Here is a 15,917-nt window from a genome sequence, read left to right as displayed (position 1 = left end):
GGAAATTACACGGTGATGGCGTAATTTTTAAATACAGGAAGTTCGAGTTTTTACTCAAAAAGAAAATCTAAAGCTCTGAGAAGAACTTTGGGTGATCTATAAATTGAATAAAGAGTATACCGCCATGATATTAGCTAAACCACTCAAAAAGACTGTTGCAAAGATTTTTGCTGCATCACCATTTGGTGTTGAAAAGCAGTCACCGATTATTCCAATTCGGCATATGAAGTTTGATTTTGATCCTAAAAAAATCGATCCTAAATTTTACTTAAATGCTGAGTTGGCAAGTGCATATTTTGCTTCGTTATCAATTTTTTTAACCTTTGGTGAAGATTTGGTGATTGATACAGCGCGTTATCATCGAGACTTGATTAAAGATCCTTTGCTTAAGCAACGAGTAACCTCCTTGATTGGTCAAGAAGCTATTCATTCTAGAATGCATGAAGAATTAAATGATGCATTGGTTGATGTTGATTTACCTGTAAAGTTATTTAGAACATGGGCGGGTTGGGTTTTTGACTATGGTTTGAATCGTTTACCACAACCAATGAAGCTTTCTTTAATGGCGGGTATTGAGCATTTTACCGCGGTACTTGCTGAATATATGATGAATCATGAGGAAATTTTCTTCCGCTCACAAGATGAGAAACAGCGTGCAATTTGGATGTGGCATATGTTGGAAGAGTCTGAACATAAAGACATTGCTTATGATGTATTCCAAACTTTATCCAATAATTATGCGTTGCGTATTGCTGGTTTTTTCCCAGCATTATTTACAATTCTAGGGTTAATCTCAGCTGCTTCTTTGATTGTTCCATTTTATCGCGACCCGAAAAATTTAATTCGACTCAGTTATTGGAAAGATATTCCACATAGTTTTCAACTGATTTTTGGTCTAAAAGATGGGGTATATGGCAGTAGTTGGAAACATATTTTTGATTATTTGCGTCCAGATTTCCATCCAAATGACCATGATACTTCTGAATTTTTAGCCTATTACAAAGAGACGTTGCTAAATCCAGTTGATGGTATTTTAACCCCATATTTTGTAAAAGAATTTACGCCTGCATTACGTGTATAAGACAACATCAATTAAAATTAGAATGGATAATATGGAATGGGAATTTTTTCAAAAAAAGTGCCAGCAACTCAGAATGCTTACGCCGTAGTAACTGGTGCGGGAAGTGGGATTGGGCGTAGTTTTGCAATGGAACTGGCCAAGCGTGGTGGAACTATTGTTTGCGCAGATATTAATTTAAATGCGGCTCAGGAAACAGTACAACTGATTGAAAGTCAGACTTCAAGTAAGGCTTTTGCGGTGCAGTGTGATGTTGGAAATCAAGAACAAGTTAAAGCTTTAGCCGATAACGCAGAAAAATTGATGAGCCATCCTGTAACTTTGGTCATTAATAATGCTGGAGTCGGCTTAGGTGGAAAATTTGATGAAGTTTCTTTGGAGGATTGGCAATGGTGTATGAATGTCAATTTGTGGGGTGTCATCCATGGTTGTCATTACTTTGTACCGAAGTTTAAACAACAGGGTTATGGTGCAATTATTAATGTTGCCTCCGCTGCGGGTTTTACTGCTGCTCCAGAAATGACTGCATATAATGTGACTAAATCAAGCGTCTTGGCTTTATCAGAAACACTTTCAGCCGAATTACACAGCTTTAATATTAAGGTCAATGTTCTTTGCCCGACTTTAGTTCCAACCAATATTATGAAAAATGGTCGCTTACCTAGTCGGTATTCTGGTTTGGCAGATAATTTACTGATGAATCATGCATTTACCACAAGTGATAAGGTTGCCATTAAAACCTTAAATAATTTGGATGCAGACAAGCTTTATACCATTCCACAACCTGATGCCAAACTTTTTTGGTTAATGAAGCGTGCATCACCAAGCCTATATGCCAAGTTGTTGGGTATCTGTTATCCATTATTTAGCAAATATGTAAAATAAGCTTTGAGTATATTAAAATGACAACAGAGACAACATTACAGCAGAAACCTAAAGCAAAGACTTCAAAAAGAAATGTAAAAGTCGATACAGTTGCTGAAACAGTAAAATTGAATGAATCACTCATCATCGAAGCTGGTGATGAAATTGCATCAAAAAATATTACATTAGAAAGTAAAGTAATTGTTGAGCCAAAGATTGAGGCTAAAGCTGAAGTTCAAATAGAACCAAAATTAAAAACTATGGCTAAGCCGAAAGAAAACCCAGCTGTTTCTTTAAAAGGTGAAGATCAAGCAGAATCAAGTACAAAAAATACAGCTGTTACTCAACATGACAATCCAGTACGAGTCTATGACACGATCGTGGTCGGGGCTGGTATTTCAGGTATTGCAGCTGCGTATAAAATGGATCAAGCGGGTTATCATGACTATGTAGTCCTTGAAAAAGCAAGTCGTGTGGGTGGAACTTGGCGTGATAATAACTATCCTGGTTGTGGTTGTGATGTACCTTCTGCGGTGTATTCATTCTCTTTTTCACCAAGTCATAAGTGGAGTCACTTATTCGCTAAACAGCCTGAAATTCTAGATTATTTAGAAGAAGTTGTTGAAAAATTTGATTTGGGTGGCAAGATTGAATTCAATAATGAATTAATTAGTGCGAAGTGGGATGAAACCAAGCATATTTGGAATTTAGAGACATCTAAAGGTTCATATCAGGCTAAAACTGTTGTCTTTACGACTGGGCCGATTACTGAGCCATCAATGCCAAAAATTAAAGGTATTGAAACGTTTAAAGGTGAAATGTTCCATTCTGCACGTTGGAATCATGAAGCTGATTTAACAGGTAGGCGTATTGCTGTGATCGGTACAGGTGCCTCTGCAATTCAGTTTATTCCGCAAGTTCAACCTAAAGCGAAGGAGCTCATTGTGTTTCAACGTACCGCACCATGGGTACTCCCAAAAGCAGATATGGATTTGAGCGAAACAGCAAAAGGTGTGATTGGTAAATTTCCAGTGATTCAGGAAACATGGCGTAAAAGCATTGTTCAAATTTTAAATGGCGTTAACTTTGGATTGCGTAATCCTAAAATTCTGAAACCTGTGAATTTTCTAAGCCGTCAATTATTACGTTTACAAATCAGCGATGAAAAATTACGTAAAAATGTAACGCCAAATTTTGATATTGGATGCAAGCGTTTATTGTTTGCAAACAATTATTACCCAGCTTTACAGCAAGACAATGTCAGCTTAGTTCCACATGGTTTGGTTGAAATTGATGGTAATACTGTGGTTGCAGCGAATGGTGAACGTCATGAAGTAGACGTGATTATTCTCGGTACGGGCTTCGAAGTTTCACATCCACCGATTGGTAAACGTGTGACAGATACTACAGGTCAGTTATTGTCTGAACGTTGGAAGGATACTTCACCAGAAGCATATCTTGGCGCGAGTATTGAGAAAGTGCCGAATGCATTCCTTGTACTTGGACCTAATATTCTGGTTTACGATTCGTTTATTGGTATTGCTGAAGCACAGGTCGATTATATTGTGAATGGCTTACTGAAAATGCGTGATCAAAAATTCACTCGTTTTGAAATTAAGAAAGACGTCGTGCGTTATCACAATATTAAAGTTCAAAAGCATTTAAAAACCACTGTATTTAATGCAGGGGGATGTAAATCTTACTATTTAGATCAAAATGGTCGTAACTTTGCTGCTTGGCCGTGGTCTTTGCAAGAGCTGAAAAATCAGTTGAGTGAACTGGATCTAGATAAATATAATGTTGCATCATAAGTAATTGTTTTTACTATTTATGCAAAACCCTAAATTCGTTTAGGGTTTTTTTATGTATCATTTATTTAATTTTTTTTGATGAAAATTGATGATAATTATTTCAGCAATCAATAAGTTAATGACCCAACCTAGCCATGATTCAAGTTGGTAAATATGCACAGGTGTCAACCATTCAAAATAGGGTTGTAGCTGATAGAGAAGCATTTTCCAGGTACGTAAACTGAGTGCGGATAAACTTAAAGCAAAACTACGAATGACCCAATCACGATGTAATAACCATTGTTTTTTAAGTGCGTAATGCAATGCATGAACTGTACTAATTCCCCAAAAAATGCACAACAAAACAAAGCTTATTTGCGTAAAAATACCGCCAGAAGCTGACAGCGCTAGAATAAAACCACTGGGTAAAGCAAAGATTAAAATAGTGAGTATATAGAGCCAGCCACTGAGTTGATGCAGCCTTGGAAGTTTATTTCTGAATAGATGGAAAAACTGAGTTAAGCCTGCAATTAATACAAAACTACTGGCGATTACATGAACTTTGAAAGCAAATTGCCAAGGTTGAGTATCAACAATATCTTGTTTGAGTAATAAAAAGTTTTGATCCGTTTGCCATGGAAAATAAGCCAGACAAATTTTAACCATGAGAAAACACAAATAGGTGTATAAGATAAAAACAACAAGCCTTGACGTCCTGTAGCAATTTGTCTTTTTTGTTTTATTCACGACCAGAGTTCATGCAGTAATTTTCAGAAATTATAATGAAAGAAAGGATTAAACCAATTGCTTTATTAATATTATTCTCGTCTAGCTAATTTTTGAATTAATTTGTCGGATTGTAAAAATTTAATCTTTGAAAATACATTGCGGTCTAGGTCATCACAAAAGCGATAATTTAAATTAGGCATTAAGCTAAGTTAAAAGCTTAAGATTGCATCTTATAATGTGAAGCAAAATGATCTGTTATAAACAAAAAGGAATAACAATGAAAAAAGTGGTTTTCGCCGTGATTGGTGCAAATATATTGCTGACGCAAACTCTTTATGCTTTTGATATTAAACAATTACAGCAATCTTGGTCGGGTAGATATGATGATCGAAAAATTGCGGTATTTATCCAGTCTATAGATCGTAATCAGGTGAAAGGCTATAGCATTTTAGGGAAAAACAAACAGAATTTCATAGGCAAGGTTCAAACTACTCCGCAAGGTTATAAGATGACTGCAACCGAAAGTGGCGCAAAGGCAAGTAGTGGTATTTTTACTTTCGCGGTGGATTCAAACCAACCCAATCGTTTAGATGCAAGTTGGGAGTCTGCGACAGGGAGTGTAAAACCTAAATATTTTGATCTAAAACCACAACAATGTCGTTATCAAAAAGATGTAGGTGACTATCCTTCTGCTTCGCAACGCTTATTAAAAGATGCTGATTTGCAAATGCCTGCCCAAGATTTAGATTGGATGCGTAATGAAATTTATGCACGTCATGGTTATTCATTTGCGAATAAAGAAATTGCTAGTCAATTTGCAAATAATAGTTGGTATATGCCATGCAGTACCAATGTAGAAAGCCAATTAACACAAATAGAGAAGACCAATATTCAACGTATTGTAAAAGTTCGGCCATATATGGCAAAAATGGAATGGGGTCGCTAAGCAGTATTGATTCAAGATTGTAATAAAAATGAAGTTTATATTCTAATACTAAGTTTTTTATCTTAGTTTAACTATTTAAAATTTCTATTTTTTTCTAACAATAACGAGAAGAGAGTTGCTATGCATGAATAGAAAACTCAAACAATGTCTGATTTAGGTTTGTAATAGACAATAAAAAACCACCCGAAAGGGTGGTTTTTTAAATCAATCAATTCTTTCGAATTAACGACCTTGGATATCGCGTTGAACTTCACCAGTGTAAAGTTGACGTGGACGACCAATTTTGTAAGGACCGCTATGCATTTCTAACCAGTGGCTAATCCAACCAACAGTACGAGCAAGAGCGAAAATTACAGTAAACATTTCAGTTGGGATACCAATCGCTTTAAGGATGATACCTGAGTAGAAGTCTACGTTTGGATATAGGTTACGTTTAATGAAGTATTCGTCAGACAACGCAATACGTTCAAGTTCCATCGCAAGTTCAAGTTGTGGATCGTTAATGCCAAGAGCAGCAAGAACTTCGTCACAAGTTTGTTTCATCACTTTAGCGCGTGGATCGAAGTTTTTATAAACTCGGTGACCGAAGCCCATAAGTTTAACTTCTTTAGTTTTTACTTTTTCCATGAAGCCAGCAACGTTCTCTACAGTGCCGATTTCATCGAGCATCTTAAGAACAGCTTCATTTGCGCCGCCGTGAGCAGGGCCCCAAAGTGCTGAAATACCCGCAGCGATACATGCGTAAGGATTAGCACCAGTAGAACCAGCTAAACGTACAGTAGACGTAGATGCATTTTGTTCATGGTCAGCATGAAGCGTAAAGATACGATCCATTGCTTTAGCAAGAATAGGATTAACTTTGTAATCACGATCTGCTGGTGTAGCAAACATCATGTACAAGAAGTTTTCAGCGTAGCTTAAATCGTTACGTGGATAAACAAACGGTTGACCAACTGTATATTTGTAGCTCCACGCTGCAAGCGTAGGAACTTTAGCAATCAAACGGATCGCTGTAATTTCACGGTGATCAACATTTTCGATGTCTAAGTTGTTGTGATAGAACGCAGAAAGCGCACCAACTACACCAACCATGATCGCCATTGGATGAGCATCACGACGGAAACCATTGAAGAAACGACTAACTTGGTCATGAACCATTGTATGGTTACGAACTTTGGCGTCAAATTCAGTTTTTTGTTCAGCTGTTGGAAGCTCACCATTTAACAATAAATAGCAAGTTTCTAAGTAGTCAGCTTTAGTCGCAAGTTGATCAATTGGATAGCCACGGTGTAAAAGAACACCTTTGTTACCATCAATGAAGGTAATTTTAGACTCGCAAGCCGCTGTAGCCATAAAACCAGGATCAAAAGTAAAGTGCCCTGCGGCCAATACATCTTTAACGTCAATTACATCTGGGCCCAATGTGCCGCTGTAAATTGGTAAGTCAATTTCTTTGCCATCAAGCTGTAATACGGCTTTTTTGCCAGTTGCTTCAGACATTCAATAGATCTCCTGTCCTGGTGAATGTTGTATCTAACTCGAAATCGTCATCTTCTAATGTACGAGTTAGACGGATCAAAAATTGCTATAAGCTTAGTGAGTACTGAAATTTTGTCAATTATACTTATGGATAAAAAGTGACGTTCCACAGTAGGTTAGTCAAAAAATCACATAGAAATGAGTCAATGTCACAGCATCGGTTCAGTATAATAAGGCAAATTCAAGAATAGGTGCAGAAAATTAATTGCCCTGAGCGTATTTTAAAAACTTTTTTGGCTTGTTTATTTTAAAAAATAAGTTTCACGCTAATGCGTGTGAAAGTGCTAAAACCATCTAAATATCATCACTTAGATCCTGTGGGTCAAGGTAATTGACTAAGAAAAATGAAGCTTTGATTTTGAAATATTTTTTTGCATTTTTATAATTATTTGGTCAAAAAGTAACAGTCTTTAAAAGTTTTTTGCTGAATAAATGAGCGGCTTGGGGTGGGGGAATCACTTTTTAAAATGAAATAGCAGAAGATTTGAAGACTTGGATGGCTCTAAGGTAATTATTTGCTAAGTACAGCTTCTTTTATAAACTTTAGAATTTAATCTTGTTAATCCAAGAGTCTGTTTTTACTAAAAAATAAGATTTGTTTTATAAGTATAATGAATATTATAAATTTAAAATGTAAAGTTGATTTGTTATATCAATGACATATCTGTGAATTTACCTGATTTGTTGTGCTTTAGTCTAAAATTGCAGAATCTATAGAAATCCTTAAAAAGGAGATGGCTTTTAGATTTAATATTATTTCAAAACAATGATTTAATGTATTAAATTTAAAATAATTTAGCAGAATATGATCTTGTTTAAATGTGAATGATTCCTATTCTATTCTTTTTTAAAGAAAAAGCGAAATAGCATCGTTTGTATTTTAACAGTCCACGTTTTATAATTCAGTGTCGTTTATAAGTTTAGGCATTGCGGATTCATGTAATTGCCTAATAATGCTAGCTTTCCTTCGAATTAATTCCAACAAACTCCGGATGGAGTTTTTACTTACAGGATGCCCGCTGTGAAAAGCAACAGACCTGTCAATTTGTCCATGGGTCAAGTTTTAGACGTAAACTTAAAATCCCCTGTGGCTATTGCATCAATTCTACACCGTCTTTCTGGTGTCATCGTATTTTTACTCGTACCGGTACTATTGTGGCTTTTAGACAAGTCTTTGTCTTCGCCAGAAGGTTTTGCGCAAGTGCAAGCAATCTTCGGTGGCTTCGTTGTACGCTTTATCGTATGGGTATTTGTAGCCGGTTTAATTTTCCACTTTATTGCGGGTATTAAGCACTTACTTGCTGACCAAGGTATTGCAGAAGAGCTGCAAAGTGGTCGTATTGCAGCTACTATTTCATTGATCTTGTCTGCAGTTTGTATCGTTGCAGCATTTGTATGGATTGTTCTCTAATGAAAAGTGCTACAGGTTTAACGGGTTCAGGTTCTCGCGATTGGTATCTCCAACGCGTCAGTGCTGTTGTACTCGCTGTTTATACTGTTGTGGTCTTTGGTTGGATTCTTTGCCATGGCGGATTCGACTACGAACAATGGAAAGGCTTTATGATGACTCTACCAATGAAGATTTTTTCTTTATTGGCAGTCTTATCTCTTGTTGCACATGCTTGGATTGGTATGTGGCAAGTATTCACTGACTATGTGACTACTCGTCAAATGGGTCCTTCAGCTTCAGGTTTACGCCTCGTGCTGACGTCAGCAGTAATTATTGCTGTACTTGCATATGCAATCTGGGTCATCCAGATTTTTTGGGCGAATTGATAGGAAGATGTCATGGGCGCTATAACCCCTAAAGAAGATTATTCAAATATTCCAAGCCAAACTTTCGATGCAGTTATTGTCGGTGGTGGTGGTTCTGGTATGCGTGCTTCATATCAACTTGCTCAAGCAGGCTTGAAAGTGGCAGTACTAACCAAAGTATTCCCAACACGTTCTCATACTGTTGCGGCGCAAGGTGGTATTGGTGCATCTCTTGGTAATATGCAAGAAGATAACTGGCATTATCACTTTTATGACACGGTAAAGGGTTCTGATTGGTTAGGTGACCAAGATGCAATCGAATTTATGTGTCGTGAAGCACCAAAAGTGGTTTATGAATTAGAACACATGGGTATGCCATTTGACCGTAATGCCGATGGTACAATTTACCAACGTCCATTCGGTGGTCACTCTGCGAACTATGGTGAAAAACCAGTTCCACGTGCATGTGCTGCTGCTGACCGTACTGGTCATGCACTATTACATACGCTGTATCAAAGCAATGTAAAAATGGGTACGCAATTTTTCGTAGAATGGATCGCACTTGATCTTATTCGTGATGAAAATGGTGATGTACTTGGTGTGACAGCAATTGACCAAGAAACAGGTAATATTGCGGTATTCCAAGGTAAAGCTACATTGTTTGCTACTGGTGGTGCTGGTCGTGTTTACCGTGCATCAACTAATGCTTATATCAATACGGGTGACGGTCTTGGTATGGCAGCGCGTGCAGGTATACCATTACAAGATATGGAATTCTGGCAGTTCCACCCAACGGGTGTTGCTGGCGCAGGCGTATTGTTAACTGAAGGTTGTCGTGGTGAAGGTGCAATCCTTCGTAACAAAGACGGCGAACCATTCATGGAGCGTTATGCTCCAACTTTGAAAGATTTGGCTCCACGTGATTTCGTATCACGCTCTATGGATCAAGAAATCAAAGAAGGCCGTGGTTGTGGTCCTAAAGGTGATTATATTCTTTTGGATATGACTCACTTAGGTGCAGATACGATTATGAAGCGCTTACCATCTGTATTTGAGATTGGTAAGAAATTTGCAAACGTAGATATCACTAAAGAACCAATTCCAGTCGTGCCGACCATTCATTATCAAATGGGCGGTATTCCGACGAATATTCATGGTCAAGTAGTTACGCCTGTTGCAGGAACTGATAACTATACTCAACCTGTGAAAGGCTTCTATGCGATTGGTGAGTGTTCTTGTGTATCTGTACATGGTGCAAACCGTTTGGGTACCAACTCTCTACTTGATTTAGTGGTATTTGGTAAAGCTGCGGGTGAACACATTATTGATTACGTGACTAAACATCACGGTGATGAATATGTGCCATTACCAACCAATGTGCTTGTAGATACTATGAAGCGTATTAATCATTTAGATGATTCGACTTCAGGTGAAAACGCACAAGAAGTTGCAGATGCAATTCGTGACATCGTTCAAGACCATGCGGGTGTATTCCGTACTCAAGCATTGCTTGATAAAGGTGTGAAAGAGATTCTTGCGATTGCACCACGTGTTCGTAACATTCATTTAAAAGACAAATCTAAAGTGTTTAACACCGCGCGTGTTGAAGCTTTAGAAGTAGAAAATATTTATGAAGTTGCGAAAGCGACGCTCATTTCTGCTGCTGCTCGTAAAGAATGTCGCGGTGCACATACTGTTGTTGATTATGAATTGCCAGCAGATCACCCAACTTATTCTTACGGACGTCGTGATGATGAGTGGATGAAGCATACTTTGTGGTATTCATCAGACAATCGTCTGGAGTATAAGCCAGTGCGTTTCAACCCGTTAACGGTTGATCCAATTCCACCAGCACCACGTACATTCTAATCAGGAGAATAAAGATGAGTAGAGGTACTCGTACATTTCATATCTATCGCTATGATCCTGATAAGGATAAAGCACCGTACATGCAGACCTATACGCTAGAGTTGACGGATAAGCATCGTATGTTGCTTGATGCGCTTCTTGCATTGAAAGTTCAAGATGAAACTTTAACTTTCCGTCGTTCATGCCGTGAAGGGATCTGTGGTTCCGATGGTGTGAATATTAATGGTAAAAATGGTCTAGCATGTTTGTGGAATCTCAATGATTTACCAGATGTGATTACCGTTCGTCCATTACCAGGTTTGCCGGTGGTTAAAGATTTAGTTGTGGATATGAATCAGTTCTACGATCAGTATGACAAAATTCAGCCATTCCTAATTAATAATCAGCCTACACCACCACGTGAGCGTTTACAGTCTCCTGAAGAACGTGATCATTTAAATGGTTTGTATGAATGTATTTTATGTGCATGTTGTTCAACAGCGTGCCCATCATTCTGGTGGAACCCTGATAAATTCTTGGGTCCTTCAGCATTGTTGAATGCATACCGTTTCATTATTGATTCGCGTGATACAGCAACTCAAGACCGTTTGTCTCGTTTGGATGATCCATTCAGTCTATTCCGTTGTAAAGGTATTATGAACTGTGTATCAGTTTGTCCTAAAGGTTTGAACCCAACGAAAGCGATTGGTCATATCCGTAGCATGTTGCTCGACCAAGCAGGTTAATACTTCAAAAAAAGAGCGCACATTGGAAAATGTGCGCTCTTTTTTATTTATTTAAAAAAGTGATTTATTCAGAGATAGAGGTAATTGAAATATTTTATATAAAGCCTCATATACTAATAGATAAATTTTGATATGTATTTAGCTAATTTATGGATGGTATGTGTCAAAAAAATCAATTGACAGTTAAGTTCGTGTTAGCATCTAACAAACTTCTATATGTGAAAAAAGCGACTGTTTTAATGTACATTTTTTCAACATATGAAAGTTTGAGATCAGTATATAAATTAATAGTTCAGATGAATGTTCAATCGCTTTAGAAAAGTTAACTCGCGGAATTCGCTTTTCTAAGTCGATTTGCAAAAAATTGCTCGATTTTGGTCGGGTATATAGTGAATGATAATGCCAATGAAGGCGTTATGATTCATGGCACATGTTAGTGAAAATCTAATGTGTACAACACTCTGTGGTCGTTAGAACCAGCAAGGGTGAATGTCAATTTACCAATTTGGCATTATCAATCATGGGTTTGCTTAAAAAGCAGCCTGTAATGTTTTGCAATAGGAAATGGGTCCATAAATGCAAGAAGTTGCTGACGCAATGCGTCTCGATACTGAACTTTCCGCTGATAGTGCAGCGTATATTGAAGAGCTTTACGAGCAGTACCTATCTTCTCCAACATCTGTCGGTGATGATTGGCGCGAATATTTTGATAAATTTCCAAAAGGTGACCAACCTCACGGAAATATTCGTGAGCAATTCTTATTATTAGGTCGTAATTCAAATCGCGTTCAGCCAGTTGTGCAAAGTGAAGTAAGTACTGAGCATGAACGTCGTCAAATTGGCGTATTGCAACTGATTGCGGCTTATCGTAATCGTGGCCATCAAAAAGCAAAATTAGATCCTTTAGGTTTGGCTAAACGTGAAGACGTGCCAGATTTAGATCTTGCTGCGCATGGTTTAACCAAGTCAGATTTAGATACAGTATTTAATGCAGGTAATCTTGCACTCGGTAAGTCTGAAGCGACTTTGGGTGAAATGGTGAATGCCATGGAAGCAACGTATTGTGCTTCTATTGGTGTGGAATACATGCATATTGTTGATACCAAAGAAAAACGTTGGATTCAGCAGCGTCTTGAAAGTACACGTGGTCAATTTGGTTATTCTGCTGAGCAAAAGAAACACGTCTTAGAGCGTCTGACAGCTGCTGAGGGTCTAGAAAAATTCCTCGGCAATAAATATGTGGGTGCAAAACGTTTTGGTGTTGAAGGCGGTGAGTCTTTTATTCCAATGGTGAACGAGCTGATTCAACGTGCAGGTACTGTAGGTTGTAAAGAAGTCGTTATTGGTATGCCACACCGTGGTCGTTTAAACTTACTTGTAAACATCATGGGTAAAAACCCAGCTGATTTATTTGGTGAGTTTGAAGGTAAATCAATTCATAAGAAAGGTTCTGGTGACGTTAAGTACCACCAAGGTTTTTCTTCAAACGTAATGACTTCAGGTGGCGAAGTTCATTTGGCATTGGCGTTTAATCCATCGCATTTAGAAATCGTTGGACCTGTAGTTGAAGGTTCTGTACGTGCACGCCAAGTACGTCGTAAAGACATTGGTGGTGATGATGTATTACCAGTAATCGTTCATGGTGATGCTGCATTTGCAGGTCAAGGTGTAAACCAAGAAACCTTCCAAATGTCACAAACTCGTGGTTATACCGTGGGTGGTACAGTTCATATTGTTGTGAATAACCAAGTTGGTTTTACAACATCTGATCCACGTGATGCACGTTCTACAGAATACTGTACAGACATCGCGAAAATGATTCAGGCTCCAATTTTCCATGTCAATGGTGATGATCCTGAATCTGTATTATTTGTTGCACAATTGGCACATGATTTCCGTCATACATTCCGTAAAGATGTTGTGATTGATATGTTCTGCTACCGTCGTCGTGGTCATAACGAAGCGGATGAGCCAGCTGCAACTCAACCCATGATGTATCAAGTGATTAACAAAAAAGCGACCACACGTACGCTTTATGCAGATCAATTGGTTCAAGAAAATGTTTTAGATCGTTCTTCAGCGGATGCTATGGTTGAAAAGTACCGTGCTGATTTAGAAGCGGGTAAACACGTTGCGAATGCACTGGTACTTGAGCCAAACCACAAAATGTTTGTCGATTGGTCACCTTATTTAGGTCATGACTATACAGATGTTTGGGATACTACATTCCCAATCGAACGCTTAAAAGAACTCGGCACAAAAATGCGCGAGCTTCCTGAAGGCTTTGTAATGCAACGTCAAGTATCAAAAGTGATTGATGATCGCTTGAAAATGCAAACAGGTGAAATGCCATTGAATTGGGGCGCTGCAGAAGTTTTAGCGTATGCAACGATCCTTGATGATGGTTATTTGGTTCGTTTGACAGGTGAAGATGTTGGTCGTGGTACATTCTCACATCGTCATGCAAAATTACATAATCAAGTTGATGGTTCTGTTTATATTCCGCTTTGCCATATTAAAGAAAACCAACCACGTACTGCAATTTATGACTCGTTGTTGTCAGAAATGGCGGTGCTTGCATTTGAATATGGTTATGCAACGACTTTACCGAAAAGCTTAGTGATTTGGGAAGCTCAGTTTGGTGACTTCGCTAACTGTGCTCAGGTTGTTATTGATCAATTCATTGCTTCTGGCGAAACAAAATGGGAACGTGTCTGTGGTTTAACCATGCTTCTTCCACATGGTTTTGAAGGTCAAGGTCCAGAGCATTCATCTGCACGTTTAGAACGTTTCTTACAGCTATGTGCTGAAGACAATATGCAAGTGATCACGCCAACGACACCTGCACAGATTTTCCATGCAATGCGTCGTCAAGCGATTCGTCCAATTCGTAAGCCAATGATCGTGACTTCTCCGAAGTCATTGCTTCGTCACAAACTCGCAACCTCTACTTTAGAAGAGCTTGCAACGGGTACATTCCAAACCGTGATTGATGAAGTGGATCAAATCAACAAAGCAGATGTAACACGTCTGGTTCTTTGTGGTGGTAAAGTGTATTACGACTTACTTGAAAAACGTCGTGAACAAAACTTGAATATTGCACTTGTTCGTGTTGAACAATTGTATCCATACCCAGAACAACGTCTTGCCGAAGTGCTTGCAACGTATCCAAATATCCAAGAATTGGTTTGGTGTCAAGAAGAGCCGAAAAACCAAGGTGCTTGGTTATTCATTGCGCCACGCTTATATGAAGGTGTAATGAAATCTGGTCAGCACGTTCGTATCAGTTATGCAGGTCGTGATGCTTCTGCTGCACCGGCTTGTGGTTCACCATATTTACATGCAAAACAACAAGCTCAGCTCGTTAATGACGCACTTGCGATCGTAGCTGATCAATCAGGAGAAACTAAATAATGGCAACCGAAATTAAAGCACCGGTATTCCCAGAATCAGTTGCTGACGGAACAATCGCAACTTGGCACAAACAGCCAGGTGAAGCAGTTTCACGTGACGAAGTGATTTGTGATATTGAAACTGATAAAGTAGTTTTGGAAGTCGTTGCTCCTGCTGATGGTACAATTTCTGCAATTATTAAAAATGAAGGTGACACTGTACTATCTTCTGAAGTAATTGCTCAGTTTGAAGAAGGTGCTGTATCTGGCGCTGCTCAAACTCAGGCTGTTCAGTCTGAACAGAAAGTTGAGCAAGCTGCTGCACAAACTGAAGCAGGTGCTGCACCTGTGGTTGAACGAGCTCAGGTGCAAGATCAAGCTCCTGCAGTACGTAAAGCACTCACTGAAACTGGCATTGCTGCTGGTGATGTCGCAGGAACTGGTCGTGGTGGTCGTATTACAAAAGAAGACGTTACAAATCATCAAACAAAACCTGCTGTATCGCCATTAAGCGTTGCAGTTGGTGAACGTATTGAAAAACGTGTTCCGATGACGCGTCTTCGTAAGCGTGTTGCTGAACGTCTTCTTGCTGCAACGCAACAAACTGCAATGCTCACTACATTCAATGAAGTGAACATGAAACCAATCATGGAAATGCGTGCACAATTTAAAGATGCGTTCGAAAAACGTCATGGCGCACGTCTTGGATTCATGTCATTCTTCGTTAAAGCTGCGACTGAAGCGCTTAAACGCTACCCAGCAGTGAATGCATCAATTGATGGCGAAGACATTGTTTACCACGGTTACTACGACATCGGTGTAGCTGTATCTTCTGAGCGCGGTTTAGTTGTTCCTGTTCTTCGTGATACAGATCGCATGAACTATGCTGAAGTTGAAAACGGTATCCGTGCATACGCTGGTAAAGCGCGTGATGGTAAATTGGGTATTGAAGATATGACTGGCGGTACATTCACTATTACCAATGGTGGTACGTTCGGTTCATTATTATCTACACCAATTTTGAATACGCCACAAACGGCTATCTTGGGTATGCATAAAATTCAAGAACGTCCAATGGCAGTAAATGGTCAAGTAGAAATCTTGCCAATGATGTATCTAGCACTTTCTTATGATCACCGTTTAATCGATGGTAAAGAAGCTGTAGGTTTCCTTGTAACAATCAAAGAATTGTTAGAAGAACCAGCTAGACTTATTCTTGATCTTTAATAC

At 38.7% G+C, this 15,917-nt stretch carries 12 protein-coding genes; 10 read left to right on the top strand and 2 right to left on the bottom strand.

Features of this window, described 5'->3' with window-relative positions:
- Window positions 1-124: 124 nt before the first annotated feature.
- The 3 genes from B9T27_RS10910 (at window position 125) to B9T27_RS10900 (ending at window position 3,753) form a co-directional block, all read left to right on the top strand.
- A complete protein-coding gene (locus B9T27_RS10910) occupies window positions 125-1,081 on the top strand; it encodes a metal-dependent hydrolase (protein ID WP_086206847.1) in 957 nt (318 codons plus the stop codon).
- A 36-nt stretch (window positions 1,082-1,117) separates the two neighbouring features.
- Window positions 1,118-1,963: an SDR family NAD(P)-dependent oxidoreductase gene (locus tag B9T27_RS10905; RefSeq protein ID WP_086206846.1), complete on the top strand. Its 846-nt coding sequence runs from the start codon at window positions 1,118-1,120 to the stop codon at window positions 1,961-1,963.
- Window positions 1,964-2,202: 239 nt separating this feature from the next.
- Window positions 2,203-3,753, top strand: a complete 1,551-nt coding sequence (locus B9T27_RS10900) for a flavin-containing monooxygenase (protein ID WP_416224403.1) — start codon at window positions 2,203-2,205, stop codon at window positions 3,751-3,753.
- Window positions 3,754-3,810: 57 nt separating this feature from the next.
- On the opposite strand, the gene B9T27_RS10895 is transcribed toward B9T27_RS10900, so the two are convergent.
- A complete protein-coding gene (locus B9T27_RS10895; protein ID WP_086206844.1) occupies window positions 3,811-4,398 on the bottom strand; it encodes a DUF2306 domain-containing protein in 588 nt (195 codons plus the stop codon).
- A gap of 340 nt (window positions 4,399-4,738) precedes the next feature.
- On the opposite strand from B9T27_RS10895, the gene B9T27_RS10890 reads away from it, so the two are divergent.
- Window positions 4,739-5,407: a YARHG domain-containing protein gene (locus B9T27_RS10890; protein WP_086206843.1), complete on the top strand. Its 669-nt coding sequence runs from the start codon at window positions 4,739-4,741 to the stop codon at window positions 5,405-5,407.
- 222 nt (window positions 5,408-5,629) lie between these two features.
- Here B9T27_RS10890 and gltA read toward each other — a convergent pair whose 3' ends face one another.
- Window positions 5,630-6,907 carry a citrate synthase gene (gene gltA / locus B9T27_RS10885; protein ID WP_086206842.1) on the bottom strand — a complete coding sequence of 426 codons (1,278 nt, stop codon included), beginning with the start codon at window positions 6,905-6,907 and terminating at the stop codon, window positions 5,630-5,632.
- Window positions 6,908-7,958: 1,051 nt separating this feature from the next.
- Between gltA and sdhC the strand changes: the two genes are divergently transcribed.
- From sdhC to odhB, 6 genes are all read left to right on the top strand, one after another.
- Window positions 7,959-8,357, top strand: a complete 399-nt coding sequence (gene sdhC / locus B9T27_RS10880) for a succinate dehydrogenase, cytochrome b556 subunit (RefSeq protein ID WP_143222579.1) — start codon at window positions 7,959-7,961, stop codon at window positions 8,355-8,357.
- A complete protein-coding gene (sdhD, locus tag B9T27_RS10875) occupies window positions 8,357-8,722 on the top strand; it encodes a succinate dehydrogenase, hydrophobic membrane anchor protein (protein WP_086206841.1) in 366 nt (121 codons plus the stop codon). Before sdhC ends, sdhD begins: the two co-directional genes overlap by 1 nt.
- A gap of 12 nt (window positions 8,723-8,734) precedes the next feature.
- On the top strand, window positions 8,735-10,570 hold the full coding sequence (sdhA, locus tag B9T27_RS10870) for a succinate dehydrogenase flavoprotein subunit (RefSeq protein ID WP_086206840.1): 1,836 nt from the start codon (window positions 8,735-8,737) through the stop codon (window positions 10,568-10,570).
- Between the two features lie 14 nt (window positions 10,571-10,584).
- Window positions 10,585-11,295, top strand: coding sequence for a succinate dehydrogenase iron-sulfur subunit (locus B9T27_RS10865; RefSeq protein ID WP_086206839.1), 711 nt, complete (start codon window positions 10,585-10,587; stop codon window positions 11,293-11,295).
- A gap of 576 nt (window positions 11,296-11,871) precedes the next feature.
- The gene (locus B9T27_RS10860) at window positions 11,872-14,709 is read left to right on the top strand and encodes a 2-oxoglutarate dehydrogenase E1 component (RefSeq protein ID WP_086206838.1); all 2,838 of its coding nucleotides are present in this window, start codon (window positions 11,872-11,874) and stop codon (window positions 14,707-14,709) included.
- Window positions 14,709-15,914: a 2-oxoglutarate dehydrogenase complex dihydrolipoyllysine-residue succinyltransferase gene (gene odhB / locus B9T27_RS10855; RefSeq protein ID WP_086206837.1), complete on the top strand. Its 1,206-nt coding sequence runs from the start codon at window positions 14,709-14,711 to the stop codon at window positions 15,912-15,914. The genes B9T27_RS10860 and odhB overlap by 1 nt, the downstream gene beginning before the upstream one ends.
- Window positions 15,915-15,917: the final 3 nt, after the last annotated feature.

It is taken from the genome of Acinetobacter sp. ANC 4648 (assembly GCF_002135345.1).
Classification (GTDB): domain Bacteria; phylum Pseudomonadota; class Gammaproteobacteria; order Pseudomonadales; family Moraxellaceae; genus Acinetobacter.
This window is presented reverse-complemented; position numbering and strand designations above follow the sequence as displayed.

Bases quoted from the DNA above. Each gene is read 5' to 3' on its own strand.
- B9T27_RS10910 (WP_086206847.1), top strand. From the start codon at position 125: ATGATATTAGCTAAACCACTCAAAAAGACTGTTGCAAAGATTTTTGCT.
- B9T27_RS10905 (WP_086206846.1), top strand. From the start codon at position 1,118: ATGGGAATTTTTTCAAAAAAAGTGCCAGCAACTCAGAATGCTTACGCC.
- B9T27_RS10900 (WP_416224403.1), top strand. From the start codon at position 2,203: ATGGCTAAGCCGAAAGAAAACCCAGCTGTTTCTTTAAAAGGTGAAGAT.
- B9T27_RS10895 (WP_086206844.1), bottom strand. From the start codon at position 4,398: ATGGTTAAAATTTGTCTGGCTTATTTTCCATGGCAAACGGATCAAAAC.
- B9T27_RS10890 (WP_086206843.1), top strand. From the start codon at position 4,739: ATGAAAAAAGTGGTTTTCGCCGTGATTGGTGCAAATATATTGCTGACG.
- gltA (WP_086206842.1), bottom strand. From the start codon at position 6,907: ATGTCTGAAGCAACTGGCAAAAAAGCCGTATTACAGCTTGATGGCAAA.
- sdhC (WP_143222579.1), top strand. From the start codon at position 7,959: ATGCCCGCTGTGAAAAGCAACAGACCTGTCAATTTGTCCATGGGTCAA.
- sdhD (WP_086206841.1), top strand. From the start codon at position 8,357: ATGAAAAGTGCTACAGGTTTAACGGGTTCAGGTTCTCGCGATTGGTAT.
- sdhA (WP_086206840.1), top strand. From the start codon at position 8,735: ATGGGCGCTATAACCCCTAAAGAAGATTATTCAAATATTCCAAGCCAA.
- B9T27_RS10865 (WP_086206839.1), top strand. From the start codon at position 10,585: ATGAGTAGAGGTACTCGTACATTTCATATCTATCGCTATGATCCTGAT.
- B9T27_RS10860 (WP_086206838.1), top strand. From the start codon at position 11,872: ATGCAAGAAGTTGCTGACGCAATGCGTCTCGATACTGAACTTTCCGCT.
- odhB (WP_086206837.1), top strand. From the start codon at position 14,709: ATGGCAACCGAAATTAAAGCACCGGTATTCCCAGAATCAGTTGCTGAC.